The sequence below is a fragment of the Streptomyces sp. NPDC044063 genome, from assembly GCF_056434285.1.
Genome location: NZ_JBWKFM010000003.1, coordinates 203,635 through 222,288, shown reverse-complemented (window position 1 = coordinate 222,288; position 18,654 = coordinate 203,635). Strand labels below are relative to the sequence as shown.

The 18,654-nt window shown below is 72.9% G+C and carries 16 protein-coding genes; 7 read left to right on the top strand and 9 right to left on the bottom strand.

Annotation, left to right across the window (positions count from 1 at the left end; translation table 11 throughout):
* Positions 1–7: 7 nt before the first annotated feature.
* Complete coding sequence (locus AC07BS_RS06220; protein ID WP_478930553.1) at positions 8–793, bottom strand: CPBP family glutamic-type intramembrane protease; 786 nt, start codon at positions 791–793, stop codon at positions 8–10.
* 260 nt (positions 794–1,053) lie between these two features.
* On the opposite strand from AC07BS_RS06220, the gene AC07BS_RS06215 reads away from it, so the two are divergent.
* From AC07BS_RS06215 to AC07BS_RS06195, 5 genes are all read left to right on the top strand, one after another.
* The gene (locus tag AC07BS_RS06215; protein WP_478646367.1) at positions 1,054–1,500 is read left to right on the top strand and encodes a MarR family winged helix-turn-helix transcriptional regulator; all 447 of its coding nucleotides are present in this window, start codon (positions 1,054–1,056) and stop codon (positions 1,498–1,500) included.
* A gap of 24 nt (positions 1,501–1,524) precedes the next feature.
* Positions 1,525–2,907 carry an MFS transporter gene (locus AC07BS_RS06210; protein ID WP_478930552.1) on the top strand — a complete coding sequence of 461 codons (1,383 nt, stop codon included), beginning with the start codon at positions 1,525–1,527 and terminating at the stop codon, positions 2,905–2,907.
* 100 nt (positions 2,908–3,007) lie between these two features.
* Positions 3,008–3,571 carry an RNA 2',3'-cyclic phosphodiesterase gene (thpR, locus tag AC07BS_RS06205; RefSeq protein ID WP_478930550.1) on the top strand — a complete coding sequence of 188 codons (564 nt, stop codon included), beginning with the start codon at positions 3,008–3,010 and terminating at the stop codon, positions 3,569–3,571.
* 182 nt (positions 3,572–3,753) lie between these two features.
* Entirely contained in the window at positions 3,754–4,890 is a 1,137-nt protein-coding gene (locus tag AC07BS_RS06200; protein ID WP_478930678.1) for a permease, read from the top strand.
* Positions 4,891–4,919: 29 nt separating this feature from the next.
* Entirely contained in the window at positions 4,920–5,915 is a 996-nt protein-coding gene (locus AC07BS_RS06195; protein WP_478930548.1) for an aldo/keto reductase, read from the top strand.
* A 19-nt stretch (positions 5,916–5,934) separates the two neighbouring features.
* Here the strand turns inward: AC07BS_RS06195 and AC07BS_RS06190 are convergent, their stop codons facing one another.
* The gene (locus AC07BS_RS06190; protein WP_478930676.1) at positions 5,935–6,618 is read right to left on the bottom strand and encodes a GDSL-type esterase/lipase family protein; all 684 of its coding nucleotides are present in this window, start codon (positions 6,616–6,618) and stop codon (positions 5,935–5,937) included.
* 137 nt (positions 6,619–6,755) lie between these two features.
* On the opposite strand from AC07BS_RS06190, the gene AC07BS_RS06185 reads away from it, so the two are divergent.
* Complete coding sequence (locus AC07BS_RS06185) at positions 6,756–7,610, top strand: helix-turn-helix domain-containing protein (RefSeq protein WP_478930546.1); 855 nt, start codon at positions 6,756–6,758, stop codon at positions 7,608–7,610.
* Positions 7,588–7,803 (top strand): DUF397 domain-containing protein, encoded by a 216-nt coding sequence (locus tag AC07BS_RS06180; RefSeq protein WP_478930544.1) that lies wholly within the window; start codon positions 7,588–7,590, stop codon positions 7,801–7,803. The genes AC07BS_RS06185 and AC07BS_RS06180 overlap by 23 nt, the downstream gene beginning before the upstream one ends.
* Here the strand turns inward: AC07BS_RS06180 and AC07BS_RS06175 are convergent.
* Genes AC07BS_RS06175 through AC07BS_RS06145 form a run of 7 tightly spaced genes read right to left on the bottom strand, consistent with a single transcriptional unit; the run spans position 7,800 to position 18,626 of the window.
* Positions 7,800–8,429, bottom strand: coding sequence for a TetR/AcrR family transcriptional regulator (locus AC07BS_RS06175; RefSeq protein ID WP_478930542.1), 630 nt, complete (start codon positions 8,427–8,429; stop codon positions 7,800–7,802). The two genes, AC07BS_RS06180 and AC07BS_RS06175, sit on opposite strands and share 4 nt — an antisense overlap.
* Complete coding sequence (locus AC07BS_RS06170; protein ID WP_478930540.1) at positions 8,417–9,163, bottom strand: enoyl-CoA hydratase family protein; 747 nt, start codon at positions 9,161–9,163, stop codon at positions 8,417–8,419. Before AC07BS_RS06170 ends, AC07BS_RS06175 begins: the two co-directional genes overlap by 13 nt.
* Before the next feature lie 11 nt (positions 9,164–9,174).
* Positions 9,175–10,338: an acyl-CoA dehydrogenase family protein gene (locus AC07BS_RS06165; protein ID WP_478930539.1), complete on the bottom strand. Its 1,164-nt coding sequence runs from the start codon at positions 10,336–10,338 to the stop codon at positions 9,175–9,177.
* A complete protein-coding gene (locus AC07BS_RS06160) occupies positions 10,335–12,290 on the bottom strand; it encodes an acetyl/propionyl/methylcrotonyl-CoA carboxylase subunit alpha (RefSeq protein WP_478930537.1) in 1,956 nt (651 codons plus the stop codon). Before AC07BS_RS06160 ends, AC07BS_RS06165 begins: the two co-directional genes overlap by 4 nt.
* A gap of 28 nt (positions 12,291–12,318) precedes the next feature.
* Complete coding sequence (locus tag AC07BS_RS06155; protein ID WP_478930535.1) at positions 12,319–13,923, bottom strand: acyl-CoA carboxylase subunit beta; 1,605 nt, start codon at positions 13,921–13,923, stop codon at positions 12,319–12,321.
* Positions 13,920–15,614, bottom strand: a complete 1,695-nt coding sequence (locus tag AC07BS_RS06150) for an acyclic terpene utilization AtuA family protein (protein WP_478930533.1) — start codon at positions 15,612–15,614, stop codon at positions 13,920–13,922. The genes AC07BS_RS06155 and AC07BS_RS06150 overlap by 4 nt, the downstream gene beginning before the upstream one ends.
* 48 nt (positions 15,615–15,662) lie before the next feature.
* Positions 15,663–18,626 carry an FAD-binding and (Fe-S)-binding domain-containing protein gene (locus tag AC07BS_RS06145; RefSeq protein WP_478930531.1) on the bottom strand — a complete coding sequence of 988 codons (2,964 nt, stop codon included), beginning with the start codon at positions 18,624–18,626 and terminating at the stop codon, positions 15,663–15,665.
* Between the last annotated feature and the right edge of the window lie 28 nt (positions 18,627–18,654).

The window sequence follows — 18,654 nt, the reverse complement described above, 5'->3', positions numbered from 1 at the left end:
CGTACGCCTATCGACGGGGGAGGGCGGGGACCGTCGGGATCTTAGAGCGGGTACGGACGGCAGCCGCCTCCCCGGCGCTGCTCCGCCACGCCCACAGCCCCGCGGCCCCCAGGCACGCGGCCCCGAACAGCACCATCGGCAGCACCGCGCCCGCCTCCTCGTCCATGAAGAGCAGCATGCCGAGGTTGATCAGCGCGTGGAAGCCGCCCGCGAGCAGCAGCCGCGCCACGCCCCCCGTCCCCTCCAGGGCCAGCCCGAGGACGACCGACAGCGCCACCGCGCCCAGCAGGAACCCGGCCGCGTAGAGCGGGTCCTGCGCGAAGACCTGTACGTGCCACACGCCCCACACCGCGCCCACCACGACCGACGAGGCGAGCGGGCCGAAGCGGGTGCGCAACTGCGGCTGGAGCAGGCACCGCCAGCCGATCTCCTCGCCGCACGCGCCGATCAGCTGGGCGACGACGATCAGCGCGAAGGGGTGGTCCAGGTCCCCCGGCGAGGTGACGTGGGCGTCCCCGTCGAGGACGGCGTACGCGCCCGCGGCCGCCGCGATGATCAGCGGGGCCGTGAGGAGCAGCAGTGCCCCGGCACGGGGGCGGCTCGACGCGGGGCCACCGGCGAGGAGCTCCCGGGTGCGGGCCGGCCACAGCAGCGCGACCAGCGCCACGCCGAGCGCCGGGCCGAACTGCGTCAGCTGGACCACCTCGGTAGGTATGCCGGTCGCGGGCTGGGCGGCGCCCAGGGCCCCGGCGCCCACAAAGGCCACGGTCAGGAACGCGCAGGTCACGCGCATGTCGAAGCTCCCCCTCGGGTGGTGTTTCCTGTTCGCCTCCGACGATGCCGGGTCGCGGAGCGCCTGCCATTGCGGCTGGCTGCCGAGCAGAGGTGTACGTAGGTACACCCCCGCACACCCCCGTACACCCGCCGTTCCGCTGCGACGCCCCGTTCCGATGCGACGCCCCGTTCCGATGCGAGAGCGCTCCCCTCGTGTGCTTCCGTCCGCCCCACGAGGCAACTTTTCTTTAGAGCAGGTAATGAGTTAACCTAATTTTCATGCCGGACCTGTCCCGCACCTCCGACCCCGAAGACACCGCCGCCGTGAACGCACTGCGGTCGGCCGTCATGCGACTCTCCCGCCGACTCAAGCACCAGCGTGTCGACGAGTCGCTCAGCCCGGCCGAGATGTCGGTCCTGGGCACCCTCGCCCGCTGCGGCTCCGCCACACCCGGGGAGCTCGCGCGCAAGGAGCACGTGCAGCCGCCGTCGATGACCCGCATCGTCGCGCTGCTGGAGGGCAAGGGGCTGGTCAGGCTCGAACCACACCCCGAGGACCGCCGCCAGAAGGTGGTCCGGCAGACGGAGCAGGCCGAGGCCATGCTCGAGGAGAGCCGGCGCAAGCGCAACGCCTGGCTCGCCGAGCTGGCGGGGCAGCTGGACGACGACGATTGGGCGACCCTTCGCGCCGCCGCGCCCGTGCTGGAGAAGCTCGCACACCTGTAAGCGCACGAGAAGGAGGCGAACCACTTGAGTTCGGGACCCGGAGCAGACTCCGCACCCGCACCGAACCGCCACGACGACGCACGCACCACCTCCCTGCACACCAAGGGAGGCACTTTCAGCTCGCTCCGCATCCGCAACTACCGGCTCTTCGCGGCCGGACAGGTGGTGTCCAACACCGGCACCTGGATGCAGCGGATAGCCCAGGACTGGCTGGTCCTCAGCATCACCGGCTCCTCGGCCGCCGTGGGCATCACCACGGCACTGCAGTTCCTGCCCATGCTGCTGCTCGGCCTCTACGGCGGCGTCATAGCCGACCGGTCGCCCAAGCGGCGGCTGCTGCTCATCACCCAGGTGGCGATGGGCGTCACCGGGCTCGCGCTCGCCGCGCTCACCCTCACCGGGCTCGTCGAGGTCTGGCACGTGTACCTCACGGCCTTCGTGCTCGGTCTCGTCACCGTCGTCGACAACCCCGCCCGGCAGGCGTTCGTGGCCGAGATGGTCGGCCCGGCCGACCTGCGCAACGCCGTCAGCCTCAACTCCGCCAACTTCCAGTCCGCCCGCCTGGTCGGCCCGGCCGTCGCCGGTGTGCTGATCACAGCCGTGGGCAGCGGCTGGGCCTTCCTCCTCAACGGACTGTCCTACGCGGCGCCCATCGCGGGCCTGCTGCTGATGCGGACGTCCGAGCTGCACCGCACCGACCCCGCCCCGCGCGGCAAGGGGCAGCTGCGGGAGGGCCTGCGCCACGTGGCCGGGCGCCCGGAGCTCGTCTGGCCCATCGTGCTGGTCGGCTTCATCGGCACCTTCGGCTTCAACTTCCCCATCTGGCTCACGGCGTTCGTCAACGACGTCTTCCACGCCGACGCCAGCACCTACGGCCTCCTCAACACCCTGATGGCCGGCGGCTCGCTGGTCGGCGCGCTGCTCGCCGCCCGCCGCGGCACCTCGCGGATGCGGATGCTGGTCGGTGCCGCCTTCCTCTTCGGCGCACTGGAGATCACGGCGGCGCTCGCGCCCTCCTTCTGGGTCTTCGCGCTGCTGCTCGTCCCCATCGGGATGTGCGGACTGACGATCAACGTCACCGCCAACTCCGGCCTCCAGATGGCCTCCGACCCCGCCCTGCGCGGCCGGGTGATGAGCCTCTTCATGATGGTCTTCATGGGCGGTACGCCGCTCGGTGCTCCGCTCGTCGGCTGGATCACCGACACGTACGGGCCCAGGACCGGCTTCCTGGCGGGTGGCGTCGTCTCGCTGCTCGCGGCGTCCGCCATCGGCCTGGCCCTGGCCCGGGCCGGCGACCTCCGCCTGAAGATCGACCTCCGGCGCGGCCATACGCATGTGGCCTTCGTTCCGCGCCGGGCCGTGGGTACGGAAGGGGAGCGCGCGTCGCGGATGACGGCGGCGGCGTGATCTCCGTGCGGGCCGGGGCCCCCGCCCCGGCCCCTACGCCCGTCCCGCCCCGCCGCCACGCGGAGCGGCGGGGGCTGGTCGTCCGGGTGACACTGGCCCCATGCGCCTCTTCGTCGCCGTGACCCCGCCCCCGGCCGCCCTCGCCGAACTCGGTGCGGCGGTCCGGGATTTGCACGACCTGCCCGGCGCCTCCCGGCTGCGCTGGGCCGAGCCCGCCACCTGGCACTTCACCCTCGCCTTCCTCGGCGAGGTCGGCGAGGACCTCGTGATCGGCCTCGGCGAGCGACTCGCCCGCGCCGCCCACCGCCACCCCCCGCACGAGCTGCGGCTGGCCGGCGGCGGCCGCTTCGGCGACCGCGTCCTGTGGGTCGGCGCCGAGGGCGACGTGGACGCGCTGCGGTCCCTCGCCCGCACCACGGCCGCCGCCTGCCGCCGGGCGGGCGTCCCCGGGGACACCACCCACTCCTTCCACCCCCACCTCACCCTCGCCCGGGGCACGGGCCACGCCCATCTGCGGCCGTACGCGGACGCCCTCACCGGCTTCCGCGGCCGGGAGTGGCGAGCGGACCGCCTGGAGCTGATCCGCAGCCGCCTGCCGGTCTCCGGCGTGCCCGGCGAGCGTCCCCGGTACGAGACGGTCGCGGCCTGGGAGCTGGGCTCCTGACCCGGCCGGTTACGCTCAAGGGGTGGACCCCAAGACCAGAAACCGGATCATGACCGGTGCGCTCGCCGTGATGCTCGTCGTCGTCGCCGTGGTGGCCGCGGTGAAGTAGAGCCGGACGCCCGCCGGCGTCCGGTGCTGCCTGCGGTCCCCGCGGAGCCCGTCGCGGCATGCTGGAGCGCGTGATCCATGCCGTGCTGCACGCGCTGACCATCGCCGGGGCCATGACCTGGGAGATCACCTGGGCGCTGATCCTCGGCTTCGCGCTGTCCGCCGTCGTCCAGGCCGTCGTGCGCAGAGCGGCCGTCGTCGCGGCACTCGGCGACGACCGGCCCCGCACACTGGCGGCAGCAGCTGGGCTCGGTGCCGCCTCGTCCTCCTGCTCGTACGCCGCCGTGGCGCTCGCCCGCTCGCTGTTCGTGAAGGGCGCCCACTTCACGGCGGCGATGGCCTTCGAGATCGCCTCCACGAACCTGGTCGTCGAGCTGGGCGTGATCCTCGCCCTCCTCATGGGCTGGCAGTTCACCGCCGCCGAGTTCGCCGGCGGCTTCCTGATGATCGCGGTGCTGGCGGTGCTGTTCCGGCTCACGCTGCGGGAGGGGCTGCTGCGAGAGGCACGGGTGCAGGCGGAACGGGGCGTGGCGGGGTCGATGGAGGGCCACGCCGCGATGGACATGTCGGTGGGTGGCGAGGGATCGTTCCTCCGGCGCCTGCTGTCCCGCCCGGGCTTCACCGCCACCTCCCACGTCTTCGTCATGGAGTGGGCGGCCATCCTCCGCGACCTCGTCCTCGGCCTGCTCATCGCCGGGGCCATCGCCGCCTGGGTGCCCGAGACCTTCTGGCAGGCCCTGTTCTTCGAGGGCCACCCACTGGCCGTCAAGCTGTGGGGCCCGATCATCGGGCCGCTGGTCGCCATCGCCTCGTTCGTCTGCTCGATCGGCAACGTCCCGCTGGCCGTCGTGCTCTGGACCGGCGGCATCAGCTTCGGCGGGGTGGTGGCCTTCATCTTCGCCGACCTGCTGATCATCCCCATCCTCACGATCTACCGGAAGTACTACGGCACCCGGACGGCCCTGTATCTGCTGGGCACCTTCTACGTCGCCATGGTCCTCGCCGGGTACGCGGTGGAGGTCGTGTTCGGGGCGTTGGGGCTGATCCCCGACCAGGCGGACGCGCACGTGCCGATGGAGGGGGTGCGCTGGAACTACACGACGTACCTCAACATCGCCTTCCTGGCTCTTGCCGCGGTGCTGGTCGTCCGCTTCTTCCGCACAGGCGGACGGGAGATGCTCCGGATGATGGGCGGGGCACCCTTGCCTTGAGCACGTTCCAGGGCGTTGGCTGAACCGTCATGGAGTACACGCAGCTCGGACGCACAGGACTCAAGGTCAGCCGGCTCGTCCTCGGCACCATGAACTTCGGTCCGCAGACGGACGAGGCCGACAGCCACGTCATCATGGACGCCGCGCTCGACGCGGGCCTGAACTTCTTCGACACCGCCAACGTCTACGGCTGGGGCAACGACAAGGGCCGCACCGAGGAGATCATCGGCAGCTGGATCAAGCAAGGCGGCGGGCGTCGGGAGAAGGTCGTCATCGCCACCAAGGTCTTCGGCAACATGGGCCCGGACGGCGCGAACTGGCCCAACCACGACCGTCTGTCAGCGGTCAACATCCGCCGGGCCGTGGAGGGCAGCCTGCGCCGCCTGCAGACCGACCACATCGACCTCTACCAGTTCCACCACGTCGACCGGGCCACCCCCTGGGACGAGATCTGGCAGGCCATCGACGTCCTCGTCCAGCAGGGCAAGATCATCTACGCGGGCTCCTCCAACCACGCCGGCTGGCACATCGCCCAGGCCAACGAGGCGGCCCGCCGCCGCGGCACCCTCGGCCTCGTCAGCGAACAGTGCCTCTACAACCTCGCCGAGCGCCGAGCCGAGATGGAGGTCATCCCCGCCTCCCAGGCCTACGGCCTCGGCGTCATCCCCTGGTCCCCGCTCCACGGCGGCCTCCTCGGCGGCGTCCTCCGCAAGCAGCGCGAGGGCGGCAGCGCCCGCGCCGCGTCCGGCCGCTCGGCCGACGCCCTCACGAACACCACGGTGCGCGAGCAGGTCCAGGCGTACGAGGACCTGCTCGAAAAGAACGGCCTGGAACCGGGGGAGGTCGCCCTGGCCTGGCTGCTCACCCGCCCCGGCGTGACGGGCCCGATCATCGGCCCCCGCACCCGGGAGCAACTCGACAGCGCCCTCCGTGCGGTGGCACTGCGCCTGGACGAGGATCTGCTGACGGCCCTCGACGGCATCTTCCCGGGCCCGGGGCCGTCGCCGGAGGCGTTCGCCTGGTGAGGCCGCTGAGTCCGGTGAGCTAGTGGGGGATGCTCGGGTGGTCGTACTGGTCGCCCACGTCCCACGCCTGGTACATCGCGTCGGCGAACGCGGCGGCAATGCGGTGCTCGCCCCGGGCGGACGGGTGCGTGCCGTCGTAGGTGTCCCGGTCGAGGTCCCAGTCCTCCGGGCGGGACGCCAGGAGGAGCGGCGAGGCGGGCTCGGTGAGGTCGGCGACGGCCTTGCCGAGCAGCTCGTTGAAGTACTCGCACTCGGCGGCGAAGTCCGGCTCGCCCGCCGCTCGAACGTTGAGGATGACGGGGAGCAGGACGGCTCGGAGGCGGGGGTTGGCGGCGCGGGCTTCAGAGAAGAAACGGTGGACGTTCTCGGCGGTCTGCTCGGCGTTGGTGTAGAAGCCGAGGTCTATGAGGCCGAGGGAGATGAGCAGGGTGTCGGCGCGGCCGGCACGTACGGCGTCGCCGATGATCGGCGCCATGTGCTGCCAGCCTTCGCCCCAACCGGCGAGGTGGCGACGGGCGGGGCCGGGGAAGTCGGGTTCGCCGTAGGCGAGTGACCCGTCGGGGTCGTAGGGGTCGTAGAGGCTGTCGCGAGGGCCGACGACGGCGAAGGGGCCGCCGTGGGTGGACGCGAGGTGTCGCCACATGCGGTAGCGCCAGGTGATGTCACCGACGCTACCGACAGTCATCGAGTCGCCGACGAACATGATCCGCACGCTTCCATTCTGACGGATGGGGTGGGGGGTCACTGAAGCGAGGGCTGTTTTACGGACTGTACGTATCCGGTAGCTCTGCGGGACTACGCTCGGACGGCGAGGAACAGTACCCGTGGCGAAGCGAGGTCATGCCGGTGAAGGAATCCGGGCGTGCAGGATGGTACGGGCAGTCCAAGGTGGGCTGGGACTTCTTCGGATCCGAGCTGAGACGGCGCCGCGAGGCCGCCGGGATCAGCCAGCAGACGCTGGGCACGCGAGTGTTCTGCTCGGGCACGTACATCGGCCTGTTCGAGACCGGGTTGCGGAAGCCGCAGCTCGACGTCGCACAGCGGATCGATGCGGAGCTGGAGACGGACGGGTTCTTCGGGCGGATGTGCGAGGAGCTGATCAACAACTCGCCGTTCGCCGACTACTTCGCGGAAGCTGCCTATCTCCAAGGAGTCGCGACATCTATCCGCGAGTACGCACCTACGTTCATTCCTGGCGTACTGCAGACGGAAGCTTACGCTCGGGCAGTCTTCCTGGGCGGATTTCCCTTCGCGCCGGAGGACAAGGTTCAGGAGTGGGTGGCCGCGCGAATGGAGCGGGCGCGGATCCTCGATCATCCAACCGAGCCGTCGCTGTGGGTCATCCTGGACGAGGCTGCGATCCGCCGCAGGTTTGGTGGCGCGCGTGTGATGAGCGAGCAGTTGTTCCACCTGGCAGCTCTGGCGCGAAGGCGTCGAGTTGGCGTACAGGTCGTGCCCTTCGAAGCCGGCGCTCCGGCGCTGGGCGGGGCGCTTACGCTGATGACGTTCGAGGATGCTCCGCCAGTGGCCTACACGGAAGGGCCCAAGGTCGGCAACCTGATGGACGACCCGGCGTTGGTACGCGGGCTCGAAGAGGCGTACGCACTGGCGGGGGCAGTGGCATTGGCACCGGAGCCGTCGTTGTCCCTGATCCAGGCGGTGGCAGAGGAGTATGAACGTGAAGGCGAGCTGTGACCTGTCCGCTTCGATGTGGCGTAAGAGCAGCTACAGCGGCCCTGGTAATGGTCAAAATGGCGACAACTGCCTGGAAATCGTCGTCAACATACCCGGCTTAGTCCCCGTCCGGGACAGCAAAGCCGTCCACCGCCCCGCCCTCCTCTTCCCGGCCCGCTCTTGGGCCGCCTTCGTCGCTCACCTAGCGGTCTAGCGACGAAGCACCCCCTCCAGAATCGTCGCCCACTGCCCCACCACGCGTTCGCGCCGCGCGCTGTCGTCCGTCAGCAGGGTCGCCAGGCCCAGCCCGCGGGCCATGTCCAGGAAACCCTGGACGGTCTCGCGGACGCCGGGGGTCCGTTCGTCGACGCCGAGCAGGTCGATCGCCATGCGGTGGGCTTCGCGGCCGACGCGGGCCTCCAGTTCGGCCACGCGGGCGCCGAGGCGGTTCCGGTCGTTCGCCGCGGCCACCCACAGCTGGAGGGCCGCGCGGAAGAGCGGGCCCGTGTAGAGGTTGATCAGCTCCGTGAGGACGCCGTAGTGGCGTGCCGGGCCCACGATGAGCCGTAGCGGGTGGGCCACGGACCTCAGCGCCGCCGTGCGCTCCTCCGCCACGTACTCCACCGCCGCGATGAAGAGGTCCTCGCGGGTGGGGAAGTGGTGCTGCGCGGCTCCCCGCGACACCCCCGCCCGCTGGGCCACCACCGCCACCGTCGAACCCGCCCAGCCGTACTCGGCCAGGCAGGCGATCGCTGCCTCCAGGAGCCGCTGCCGCGTCACCCGGCTGCGGTCCTGTTTCGGCGACCTGTCGACAGCGGCGGTGTCCGTCACCGCGTCCATTCCGGCTCCCTCTTCTCCAGGAACGCGGCCATGCCCTCCCGCGCTTCCTCCGACGCGAACAGCCGTGCCGACAGCTCGGCCATCTTCTCCGCATCGCGGTCGAAGATCCGCAGCACCTCTTCCGTGACCAGCCGCTTCGACTCCGCGAGCCCCTGCGGCGACGCCCTCCGCAACCCCTTCAGCACGGCGTCCAGGTCATCTCCCACCGCTGTCACGAGCCCCATACGCGCCGCCTCCTCGGCCCCGAAGCGCTCGCCCGTCATGAAGTAGCGGCTGGCCGCCCGGGCGTCCAGGCGCGGTAGCAGCGGCAGGGAGATCACCGCCGGGGCGAGCCCGAGCAGCGCCTCCGTGAACGCGAACGTCGCATTCGCTCCCGCCAGGGCGATGTCGCACGCCCCGACCAGGCCCAGCCCGCCCGCCCGTACGTGCCCGCGCACGTCGGCGATCACCGGCTTCGGCAGGGCGACGATCGAGCGCAGCAGCGCGGCGATCTCGCGCGGGCCCATGGGATGCGGCTCGGTGAGGTCCGCGCCGGCGCAGAACGTGTTGCCGGTGTGGGTGAGGACCACGGCCCGGGTGGTGGGGTCGTCGGCCGCCCGCGCGAGTGCGTCCCGTAACTCCCCGACCAGCCCGGTCGAGAGGGCGTTGCGGTTGTGCGGGGAGTCCAGGGTCAGGGTCGTGACGCCGCGCTCGTGCGCGGTACGGACCAGCATCCGGAAAGCCTCCTCTTTCATCAGTACGACCATCAGTACGACTTGGGGAGCCCAAGCGTCTGGTGGGACACGTAGTTGAGGATCATCTCGCGGCTCACCGGTGCCACGCGTGCCACCCTGGCCGCCGTGATCAGTGAGGCGAGCCCGAACTCCTTCGTGAGGCCGTTGCCGCCCAGCGTGTGCACCGCCTGGTCGACGGCGTAGACCGCCGCTTCCGCTGCCGCGTACTTCGCCATGTTGGCCGCCTCGCCCGCTCCGGCGTCGTCGCCGGCGTCGTAGAGCGCGGCTGCCTTCCGGGTCATGAGGCGGGCGAGTTCGATCTCGATGTGGGCGCGGGCCAGGGGGTGGGCGACAGCCTGGTGGGCGCCGATGGGTTCCTTCCACACCTGGCGGGTGCGGGCGTACTCGACGGCGCGCGCGACCGCGTACCGGCCCATCCCGAGCGCGAAGGCGGCCGTCATGATCCGTTCGGGGTTGAGCCCGGCGAACAGTTGCAGCAGACCGGCGTCCTCGTCGCCGACGAGCGCGTCGGCGGGGAGCCGGACGTCGTCGAGGACGAGTTCGAACTGCTTCTCTGGAGAGGCGAGTTCCATGTCGATCGGATGGCGTGCGAAGCCCGGCGTGTCGCGGCCCACGATGAACAGGCAGGGCTTGAGCCTGCCCGTTCGGGCGTCCTCCGTCCGGCTCACGATGAGCGTCGCGTCGGCGACGTCGACGCCGGAGATGAAGACCTTGCGGCCGTTGAGTATCCAGTCGGAGCCGTCGCGGCGGGCCGTCGTGGTCAGGCGGTGGGAATTGGAACCGGCGTCGGGCTCGGTGATGCCGAACGCCATCTTCAGCGAGCCGGACGCGAGGCCCGGCAGCCAGGCGCGCTTCTGTTCGTCGGTGCCGAAACGGTTGATCACCGTGCCGCAGATGGCGGGGGAGACGACCATGAGCAGCAACGGGCAGCCCGCCGCGCCCAGTTCCTCCAGGACCAGGGCGAGTTCGGTGATCCCGCCGCCCCCGCCGCCGTACTCCTCGGGCAGGCCGACGCCGAGGTAGCCGAGCTTTCCCGCCTCGGCCCAGAGCTCGTCGGCGTGGCGGCCCTCGCTGACGGCCGTGGCGAAGTAGTCGCGTCCGTAGCGGCCGGCGAGCGCGGTCACGGCGGCGCGCAGCGCGCGGTGCTCCGGGGACTCGATCAGTGCGGTGCTCATGAGCTTCCCTCCTCGGACTCGGGTTCGGTCTCGGTGACCACAGCGAGCAGCTCTCCCTCGCGGACCTGCCGCCCGGCCACCACGTGCAGCGCGGTGAGGACGCCGGCGGCCGGTGCGATGACGCGGTGCTCCATCTTCATCGCCTCCAGCCACAGCAGCGGCTGCCCGGCGGTCACGGCGCTGCCCACCTCCACGCCGTCCGCGACCCGGGCCACCGTGCCGGGCATGGGGGCGTGGAGGGAGCCGGGCTCGTGGCGCGCGGCGGGCGGGGGGAAACGGGGGAGTGGGGTGAGCGTGTACGCCCCCGCGCCGGGGATGTCGACGTACACGGTGTCGTCGTGGACGGCCACCCGGGCCGTTCGCCGTACGCCGTGCGTCTCCACTTCCACCCGGTCGGCCGCCGCGCTCAACACCCGTACGGCGTCCGGCGCTTCCGGGACGATCCCCTCCCGCCCCGTCCGGTAGCGGACCTCGTGCTCCTCGCCGTCCACCGCGTACCCCTTGACCTGCGGGCCCGAGGGGACGTTGCGCCAGCCGCCGAGCGGGTGGCGGTCCTGGGCGTCGGCGACGGCCGCCGCGAGGGCGGCGAGCGCCGGGTCGCCACGGCGGGCGGTGAGCTCGGCGAGGTGCCGTCCGTAGAAGCCGGTGTCCATGCGCCCCGCCGCGAACTCCGGGTGCCGCAGGGACCGTACGAGCAGGTCGCGGTTGGTGCCGGGGCCGTGGACGGTGGCCCGTTCCAGCGCGTGGGCGAGCAGCCGGACGGCCTCCTCGCGCCCGGGGGCCCAGGCCACGACCTTGGCGAGCAGCGGGTCGTAGTGGACGCCCACCCGGTCGCCGTCGTCGTAGCCGGAGTCGACGCGGAGCCACGTGCCGGGCCCGTTGCCACTCCCGGTGCCGCCCCCGCCCAGCCGCAGCCGGTGCAGCACGCCCGCCTGCGGTCGCCAGTCGTTCGCCGGGTCCTCGGCGTACAGCCGTGCCTCGACCGCGTGGCCCGACGGCGCCGGCGGTACGGGATCCAGCGCACCGCCCTCGGCGATCCGTATCTGCGATGCCACCAGGTCCAGCCCGTACACGGCCTCCGTCACCGGGTGCTCGACCTGGAGCCGTGTGTTCATCTCCAGGAAGTGCGGCCGGCCGTCGGCCCCCACCAGGAACTCGACCGTGCCCGCGCCCACGTACCCCGTCGCCCGCGCGGCCGCCACGGCCGCCGCGTCCAGTGCCTTGCGGGTCTCCTCGGCGAGGTGCGGCGCCGGCGCCTCCTCGATCACCTTCTGGTGGCGGCGCTGGAGGGAGCAGTCGCGCGTGCCGAGCGTCCACACCGTGCCGTGGGCGTCGGCCAGGACCTGCACCTCCACGTGCCGTCCGTTCTCGACGTACGGTTCGACGAACACCTCGCCGTCCCCGAAGGCTGCCGCCGCCTCCGCTCGGGCCGAGACCAGCTCGGCCTCCAGAGCGCCCAACTCCCGCACCACCCGCATCCCGCGTCCGCCGCCGCCCGCCGCCGCCTTGAGGATCACGGGCAGGTCGGCGGGGGTCACGGAGTCGGCGGCGAGCGGGGCCAGGACCGGGACGCCCGCCTCCGCCATGATCCGTTTGGCCCCGGTCTTGGACGCCATGGCCTCGATCGCGGCCGGCGGCGGCCCGATCCACACCAGCCCGGCGTCCATGACGGCCCGTGCGAACTCCGCGTTCTCCGACAGGAATCCGTAGCCCGGGTGCACGGCGTCCGCGCCGGCGGCCCGCGCTGCGGCGATCAGCAGGTCGGCCCGAAGATACGTATCGGCGGGCGCGGTGCCCGGTAGCCGTACCGCCGCGTCCGCCTCCCGGACGTGGCGTGCCCCGGCGTCGGCGTCGGAGTGCACGGCGACCGTGGCGATGCCCAGCTCACGGCAGGTGCGGACGATCCGGCAGGCGATCTCGCCCCGGTTGGCGACAAGCAGTGAATCGATCATCAGCCCTCAGCCCTCAGCACTCTGCTCCTCACATCCGGAAGACGCCGAACCCGCCCCGCGTGCCCTCCACGGGGGCGCCGTGCACGGCCGACAGGCACAGGCCCAGCACGGTGCGGGTGTCGCGCGGGTCGATGACGCCGTCGTCGTAGAGCCGCCCGGACAGGAACACCGGCAGCGACTCCGCCTCGATCTGCCGCTCCACCGCCGCCCGCAACCCGGCGTCGGCCTCCTCGTCGTACGGGCGGCCGCGCGCCTCGGCCGCAGCCCGGGCGACGATCGACAGCACACCGGCCAGCTGCTGCGGGCCCATCACGGCCGACTTGGCGCTGGGCCAGGAGAACAGGAACCTCGGGTCGTAGGCCCGCCCGCACATGCCGTAGTGCCCGGCCCCGTACGAGGCGCCGACGAGGACCGACAGGTGGGGGACCCGGGAGTTCGCCACCGCGTTGATCATCATCGCGCCGTGCTTGACGATGCCGCCCTGCTCGTAGGCCTGTCCGACCATGTAGCCGGTGGTGTTGTGGAGGAAGATCAGTGGGATGTCGCGCTGGTTGGCGAGCTGGATGAACTGCGCGGCCTTCTGCGACTCCTCGCTGAAGAGCACGCCGCGCGCGTTGGCGAGCACGCCCACCGGATAGCCGTGCAGCCGGGCCCAGCCGGTGGTCAGCCCCGCCCCGTACAGCGGTTTGAACTCGTCGAAGTCGGAGCCGTCGACGATCCGGGCGATCACCTCGCGGGGGTCGAACGGCACCTTCAGGTCCCCGGGCACGATCCCGAGCAGCTCCTCCTCCGCGTACCGGGGCGGCTCGACGGGGCCGGGCAGCGGGCCGGGTCCGGCCTTGCGGTGGTTGAGCCGGGCGACGATGCGCCGCGCCTGCCGGAGCGCGTCCCGCTCGTCGAGCGCGAAGTGGTCCGCGAGCCCCGACGTGCGGGCGTGCATCTCGGCACCGCCCAGCGACTCGTCGTCGCTCTCCTCGCCCGTCGCCATCCGCACGAGCGGCGGCCCGCCGAGGAACACCTTCGCCCGCTCCTTCACCATCACCACGTGGTCGGACATGCCGGGCACGTACGCGCCGCCGGCCGTCGAGTTGCCGAAGACCACGGCGACGGTCGGGATGCCGGCGGCCGACAGCCGCGTCAGGTCGCGGAAGAGGGCGCCGCCCGGGATGAATATCTCCTTCTGGCTGGGCAGATCGGCGCCGCCCGATTCGACGAGCGACACGACCGGCATCCGGTTGGCGAACGCGATCTCGTTGGCCCGCAGGGCCTTCTTCAGCGTCCACGGGTTGCTCGCGCCACCGCGTACGGTCGGGTCGTTGGCCGTGATCACGCACTCCACGCCCTCGACCACCCCGATGCCCGTCACCAGGGAGGCGCCGACCGCGTAGTCGCTGCCCCAGGCCGCCAGCGGCGACAGCTCCAGGAACGGCGTGTCCGGGTCGACGAGGAGCTCGATACGTTCCCGGGCGAGCAGCTTGCCGCGCGCCCGGTGCCGCGCTGTGTACTTCTCGCCGCCGCCCGCGACTGCCTTGGCGTGCTCGGCCTCCAGGGCGGTCAGCTTCTCCAGCATCGCGGCGCGGCGGTCCGCGTACTCGGCCCCCGAGGGGTCCAGCGCCGACGTCAGGACGGTCACAGCAGCGCCTCCGGTATGTCCAGGTGGCGGGCGCGCAGCCACTCGCCGACCGCCTTGGCCTGCGGGTCGAAGCGGGCCCGCGACGCGACGCCCTCGCCGAGCAGGCCGTCGACCACGAAGTTCAGTGCCCGCAGGTTGGGCAGGACGTGGCGTTCCACCGGGAAGCCGGCGGTCTCCGGCAGCAGGCTCCGGAACCGCTCCACGGTCAGCTCGTGCGCCAGCCACCGCCACGCGGCGTCGCTCCGCACCCACACGCCGACGTTGGCGCCGCCGCCCTTGTCGCCGCTACGGGCCCCCGCGACCAGCCCCAGCGGAGCCCGGCGCACCGGCCCGGCCGGCAGTGGTTCGGGCAGCGCGGGCGGCAGGAGCACGGGCGGGGTCGCCTCCGTGCGGATCGGCGACGGCAGGACGGTCACCCGCTCGCCGTCCGGCAGCACCGCCGTGTGCGGCACGGACGCGGCGTCCGCGTAGGCCGCCTCGAACACCCCGTACTGCGTGCCCTTCCCCGGCGGCGTGGCGACGTGGAACCCGGGATAGCTGGCCAGGGCCAGTTCCACGCAGGCGGCCTCCACGGCCCGCCCGACCTCCGGGTCCCGGTCGCGCACCACCAGCCGCAGCAGCGCGCTCGCCTCCTCCTGCACGGGCGCGTCGGCGCGGTCCGTACGGGCCAGCGTCCAGCGGGCCTCGGCCGGGCGGCGGGCCGCCAGGGCGCCGTCGAGCTGGTCGCGCACCAGCCGGGCCTTGGCCTCGATGTCGAGGCCGGTCAGCACGAAGACCACCTCGTGCCGCCAGCCGCCGGGCCGGGTGAGCCCCACCTTGAGCGAGGCGGGCGGGGCCTCGCCCCGGACCCCGTCGATCCGCACCCGGTCCGGGCCGTCCTGCGTGAGCCGCACGGTGTCGAGGCGGGCCGTCACGTCCGGGCCCGGGTAGCGCGCGCCCGCCGTCTCGTACAGCAGCTGCGCGGTGACGGTGGAGACGTCGACGACGCCGTCCGTGCCGGGGTGCTTGGTGATGACGGCCGAGCCGTCGGCGTGGATCTCGGCGAGCGGGAAGCCCGGCCGGCGCACGTCGTGGCCGGTGAAGAAGGAGTAGTTGCCGCCCGTCGCCTGTGTGCCGCACTCCAGCACATGCCCGGCGACCACTGCCCCGGCCAGCGGGTCCAGGCAGTCGGAGCCCCAGCCGAAGTACGCGGTGGCGGGCCCGGTGACCAGGGCGGCGTCGGTGACCCGGCCCGTGACCACCACGTCCGCGCCGGCGCGCAGGCACTCGGCGATGCCCTCGCCGCCGAGGTAGGCGTTGGCGGTGAGGACGCCGTCGCCCCAGCGGTCCTCGCCGCGCAGGTCGTCGCCGGTGACGTGGGCGACGCGTACGGGCACGCCGAGCTTGCCGGCCAGCTCGCCGACGCGCTCGGCGAGGGCGGCGGGGTTGAGCCCGCCGGCATTGGTGACGATCTTGACGCCCCGGTCGGCGGCGAGGCCGAGGCTCTCCTCCAGCTGGGACAGGAAGGTGCGGGCGTAGCCCCGGCCGGGGTCCTTCAGGCGGTCCCGGCCGAGGATCAGCATGGTCAGTTCGGCGAGGTAGTCACCGGTGAGGACGTCGAGGGGACCGCCGGTGAGCATCTCGCGCAGGGCGTCGAAGCGGTCGCCGTAGAAGCCCGAGGCGTTGCCGATTCGGAGGACGGACGCAGGCATGGCACGGGAGCGTGGCAGCGCCCGGGAAAACAAGCAAGCGTGCTTGCATCATTTTCGGCCGGGGGTTTCGGGGGCCTTGTCCGTGAGCGCCTCCGCCAGGACTTCGGCGAGGTGATGCCCTTCCACGCCGCCGAGTTGGGCCATCTGGGTACGGCACGAGAAGCCGTCGGCCAGCACGGCAGCGCCCTCCGGGGCCGTGCGCAGGGACGGCAGCAATCGCTCCTCGGCGCACGCCGCCGACACCGCGAAGTGGCCTTTCTCGAAGCCGAAGTTGCCTGCCAGACCGCAGCATCCGGCGCTCAACTCTCCGTCCAATCCCGCCCGTCGGCGCAGCCTCCGCTCGGCCCCGTCGCCCAGGACGGCGTGCTGGTGGCAGTGCGTCTGCCCGACGACCGTCCGGCCCACGTGCGGCGGCTGCCAGTGCGGGGCCCGGTCCTCCAGCGCCTGGGCGAAGGTCCGTACCGACGCGGCGAGCCGGGCCGTGCGCGGATCGTCCGAAAGCAGCTCCGGAAGGTCCGTGCGCAGCGCCGCCGTGCAGCTCGGTTCCAGCCCGACGACGGGCAGACCGGCGTCGAGGGCGGGGGCCAGGACATCGAGCGTGCGCCGCATCTCCGTCCGGGCGCGGTCGAGTTGGCCGGTCGACACCCATGTCAGCCCGCAGCACACGGGCCCGCCCGGCAGCCGTACCCGCAGTCCGGCGTCCTCCAGGACGGTCACCGCTGCCCGGCCCACGCGCGGTGAGAAGTGGGTGGTGAAGGTGTCGGGCCACAGCAGTACCTCCGGCCTCCCGTCGCGCTCGCCGACCGCTGGTGTCCTGCGGTCCCACCAGCGGGTGAACGGTTCGGCCGCGAGCTCCGGGATCGCCCGCTCCGGCGCGATGCCCGCGCCGCGCTTCGCCACGGCCGCCAGCGGCCGGACGCGGGCCAGCGCGTTGAGCGCGGGCGCCGCCCGGAGCGCCGCCGCGCCGCGCAGCCACACCGGCAGCCACCCCATCGTGTAATGCGCGGCCGGGCGGAGCCGCCGTGCGTAGTGGTGGTGGAGGAACTCCGCCTTGTACGTCGCCATGTCGACCCCCACCGGGCAGTCGGTGCGGCACCCCTTGCAGGACAGGCAGAGGTCCAGCGCCTCGCGGACCTCCCCGGACCGCCAGCCGTCCGTCACCACCTCGCCCGCCAGCATCTCGTGCAGCAGCCGGGCGCGGCCGCGCGTGGAGTGCCGCTCGTCGCGGGTCACCCGGTACGACGGGCACATCACGCCGGTGCCGGTGCCGGTGCCGGTGCCGGCGTCCGTGCCCGTATCCGTGCCGGCGTCCGTGCCCGTATCCGTGCCGGCATCCGCGCTGGTCTCGCGGCATTTCGCCACGCCCACGCAGCGCCGGACCGCCGCCGCGAAGTCGCCGCCGTCACCCGGATAGGCGAACTCCACGTCCACGGGGCGTTTCGGGAGTACGGCGAAGCGGAGGTTCTCGTCGAGCCGGTGCGGGCGGACGAGCATGCCGGGGTTGAGGCCGCCCGCCGGGTCCCACAGGTCCTTGAACCGCTCGAAGAGCCGTACGACCTCCGGCCCGTACATCCTCGGCAGCAGCTCGGCCCGCGCCTGGCCGTCGCCGTGCTCGCCGGACAGCGAGCCGCCGTGCGCGGTCACCAGCTCCGCCATGTCGGCGGAGAACGCCCGGTAGCGGCGCACCCCCTCCGCGCTCAGCAGGTCGACGTCGATCCGTACGTGCACACACCCCTCGCCGAAGTGCCCGTACGGCGCTCCGCGCAGCCCGTACCGCCCCAACAGGGCCCGGAACTCCCGCAGATACGCGCCCAGTCGCGCGGGCGGCACCGCGCAGTCCTCCCAGCCCGGCCAGGCCTCGCCGCCGTCGGGCAGCCGGGTCGCCGTGCCCGCCGCGTCCTCCCGTACGCGCCACAGCGCCCGCCGGGCCGCCTGCTCGGTCACCACCGCGTGCCCCGAGGCCCCGTCGGCGGCCGCGGCCCGGCACACCCGGCCGGCCAGGTCCGCCGCCTCGGCCGCGTTCGTACCCCCGGTCTCCACGAACAGCCAGGCCGCGCCCGGCGGCAGCAGTCCGCTCGCCTCCGTACGCCCTCCGACGAGGTCCGCCGCCATCCCCTCGACCGTCAGCGGCCCGAACGGCAGCAGCAGGGCCGCCGCGTCCGCCGCCGCGCCCTCGTCCGGGTAGCCGAGGACCGCCAGCGCGCGGGCGCCCGGCGTCTCCACGAGCGCCACCGTGGCCTCGGTCAGCACCCCGAGGGTGCCCTCGCTCCCGGTGAAGGCCCGGGCCAGGTCGGTGCCCCGCTCGGGCGCCAGCGCGTCCAGCGCGTAGCCGGAGATGCGGCGCGGCAGCGCGGGGAAACCCGTGCGCAGCAGGGCGAGTTCCTCGCGCAGCAGGGATCGCACGCCGTCCGCCGGCCGGGCGGGGAGCCCGGCGAGCGCCTCGGCGCCCCTGCCGAGCCGGGCGTGCTCGCCGCCGTACGTCAGGACCTCCAGGGAGCGGACGTTGTCGGCCGTCGTCCCCCAGGCCACCGAGTGGGCGCCGCACGCGTTGTTGCCGATCATGCCGCCGAGCGTGCACCGCCCGTGCGTCGACGGGTCGGGCCCGAACGTCAGCCCGTGCGGGGCCGCGGCGCGGCGGAGCACGTCGAGCACCACGCCCGGCCGGACCACGGCCGTACGGGCCCCGGGGTCGAGCCGGACGATCGCGTCCATGTGCCGGGTGAAGTCCAGCACCACGCCCGTGCCGGTCGCCTGCCCGGCCACCGAGGTGCCGCCGCCGCGCGGTACGACGGGCACCCCGTGCTCCCGGCAGACCGCGAGCGCGGCCGCGACGTCGGCGGCGTCGCGCGGCGCGACCACGCCGAGCGGCACGCGGCGGTAGTTCGACGCGTCCATGGTCACCAGGGCGCGGGCGGAGGACGTGAAGTCCACGTCGCCGCCCACGGCCGCCCGGAGGTCCCGTTCAAGTGACGCGCTGTCCGTGGAGGTGTCCGGGATCGCCATGAAGGTCATACTGCGCCCCGCGCGGCCGGTACGCGGG

Bases quoted from the DNA above. Each gene is read 5' to 3' on its own strand.
- AC07BS_RS06220 (WP_478930553.1), bottom strand. From the start codon at position 793: ATGCGCGTGACCTGCGCGTTCCTGACCGTGGCCTTTGTGGGCGCCGGG.
- AC07BS_RS06215 (WP_478646367.1), top strand. From the start codon at position 1,054: ATGCCGGACCTGTCCCGCACCTCCGACCCCGAAGACACCGCCGCCGTG.
- thpR (WP_478930550.1), top strand. From the start codon at position 3,008: ATGCGCCTCTTCGTCGCCGTGACCCCGCCCCCGGCCGCCCTCGCCGAA.
- AC07BS_RS06195 (WP_478930548.1), top strand. From the start codon at position 4,920: ATGGAGTACACGCAGCTCGGACGCACAGGACTCAAGGTCAGCCGGCTC.
- AC07BS_RS06190 (WP_478930676.1), bottom strand. From the start codon at position 6,618: ATGTTCGTCGGCGACTCGATGACTGTCGGTAGCGTCGGTGACATCACC.
- AC07BS_RS06185 (WP_478930546.1), top strand. From the start codon at position 6,756: ATGCCGGTGAAGGAATCCGGGCGTGCAGGATGGTACGGGCAGTCCAAG.
- AC07BS_RS06180 (WP_478930544.1), top strand. From the start codon at position 7,588: ATGAACGTGAAGGCGAGCTGTGACCTGTCCGCTTCGATGTGGCGTAAG.
- AC07BS_RS06175 (WP_478930542.1), bottom strand. From the start codon at position 8,429: ATGGACGCGGTGACGGACACCGCCGCTGTCGACAGGTCGCCGAAACAG.
- AC07BS_RS06170 (WP_478930540.1), bottom strand. From the start codon at position 9,163: ATGAAAGAGGAGGCTTTCCGGATGCTGGTCCGTACCGCGCACGAGCGC.
- AC07BS_RS06165 (WP_478930539.1), bottom strand. From the start codon at position 10,338: ATGAGCACCGCACTGATCGAGTCCCCGGAGCACCGCGCGCTGCGCGCC.
- AC07BS_RS06160 (WP_478930537.1), bottom strand. From the start codon at position 12,290: ATGATCGATTCACTGCTTGTCGCCAACCGGGGCGAGATCGCCTGCCGG.
- AC07BS_RS06150 (WP_478930533.1), bottom strand. From the start codon at position 15,614: ATGCCTGCGTCCGTCCTCCGAATCGGCAACGCCTCGGGCTTCTACGGC.
- AC07BS_RS06145 (WP_478930531.1), bottom strand. From the start codon at position 18,626: ATGACCTTCATGGCGATCCCGGACACCTCCACGGACAGCGCGTCACTT.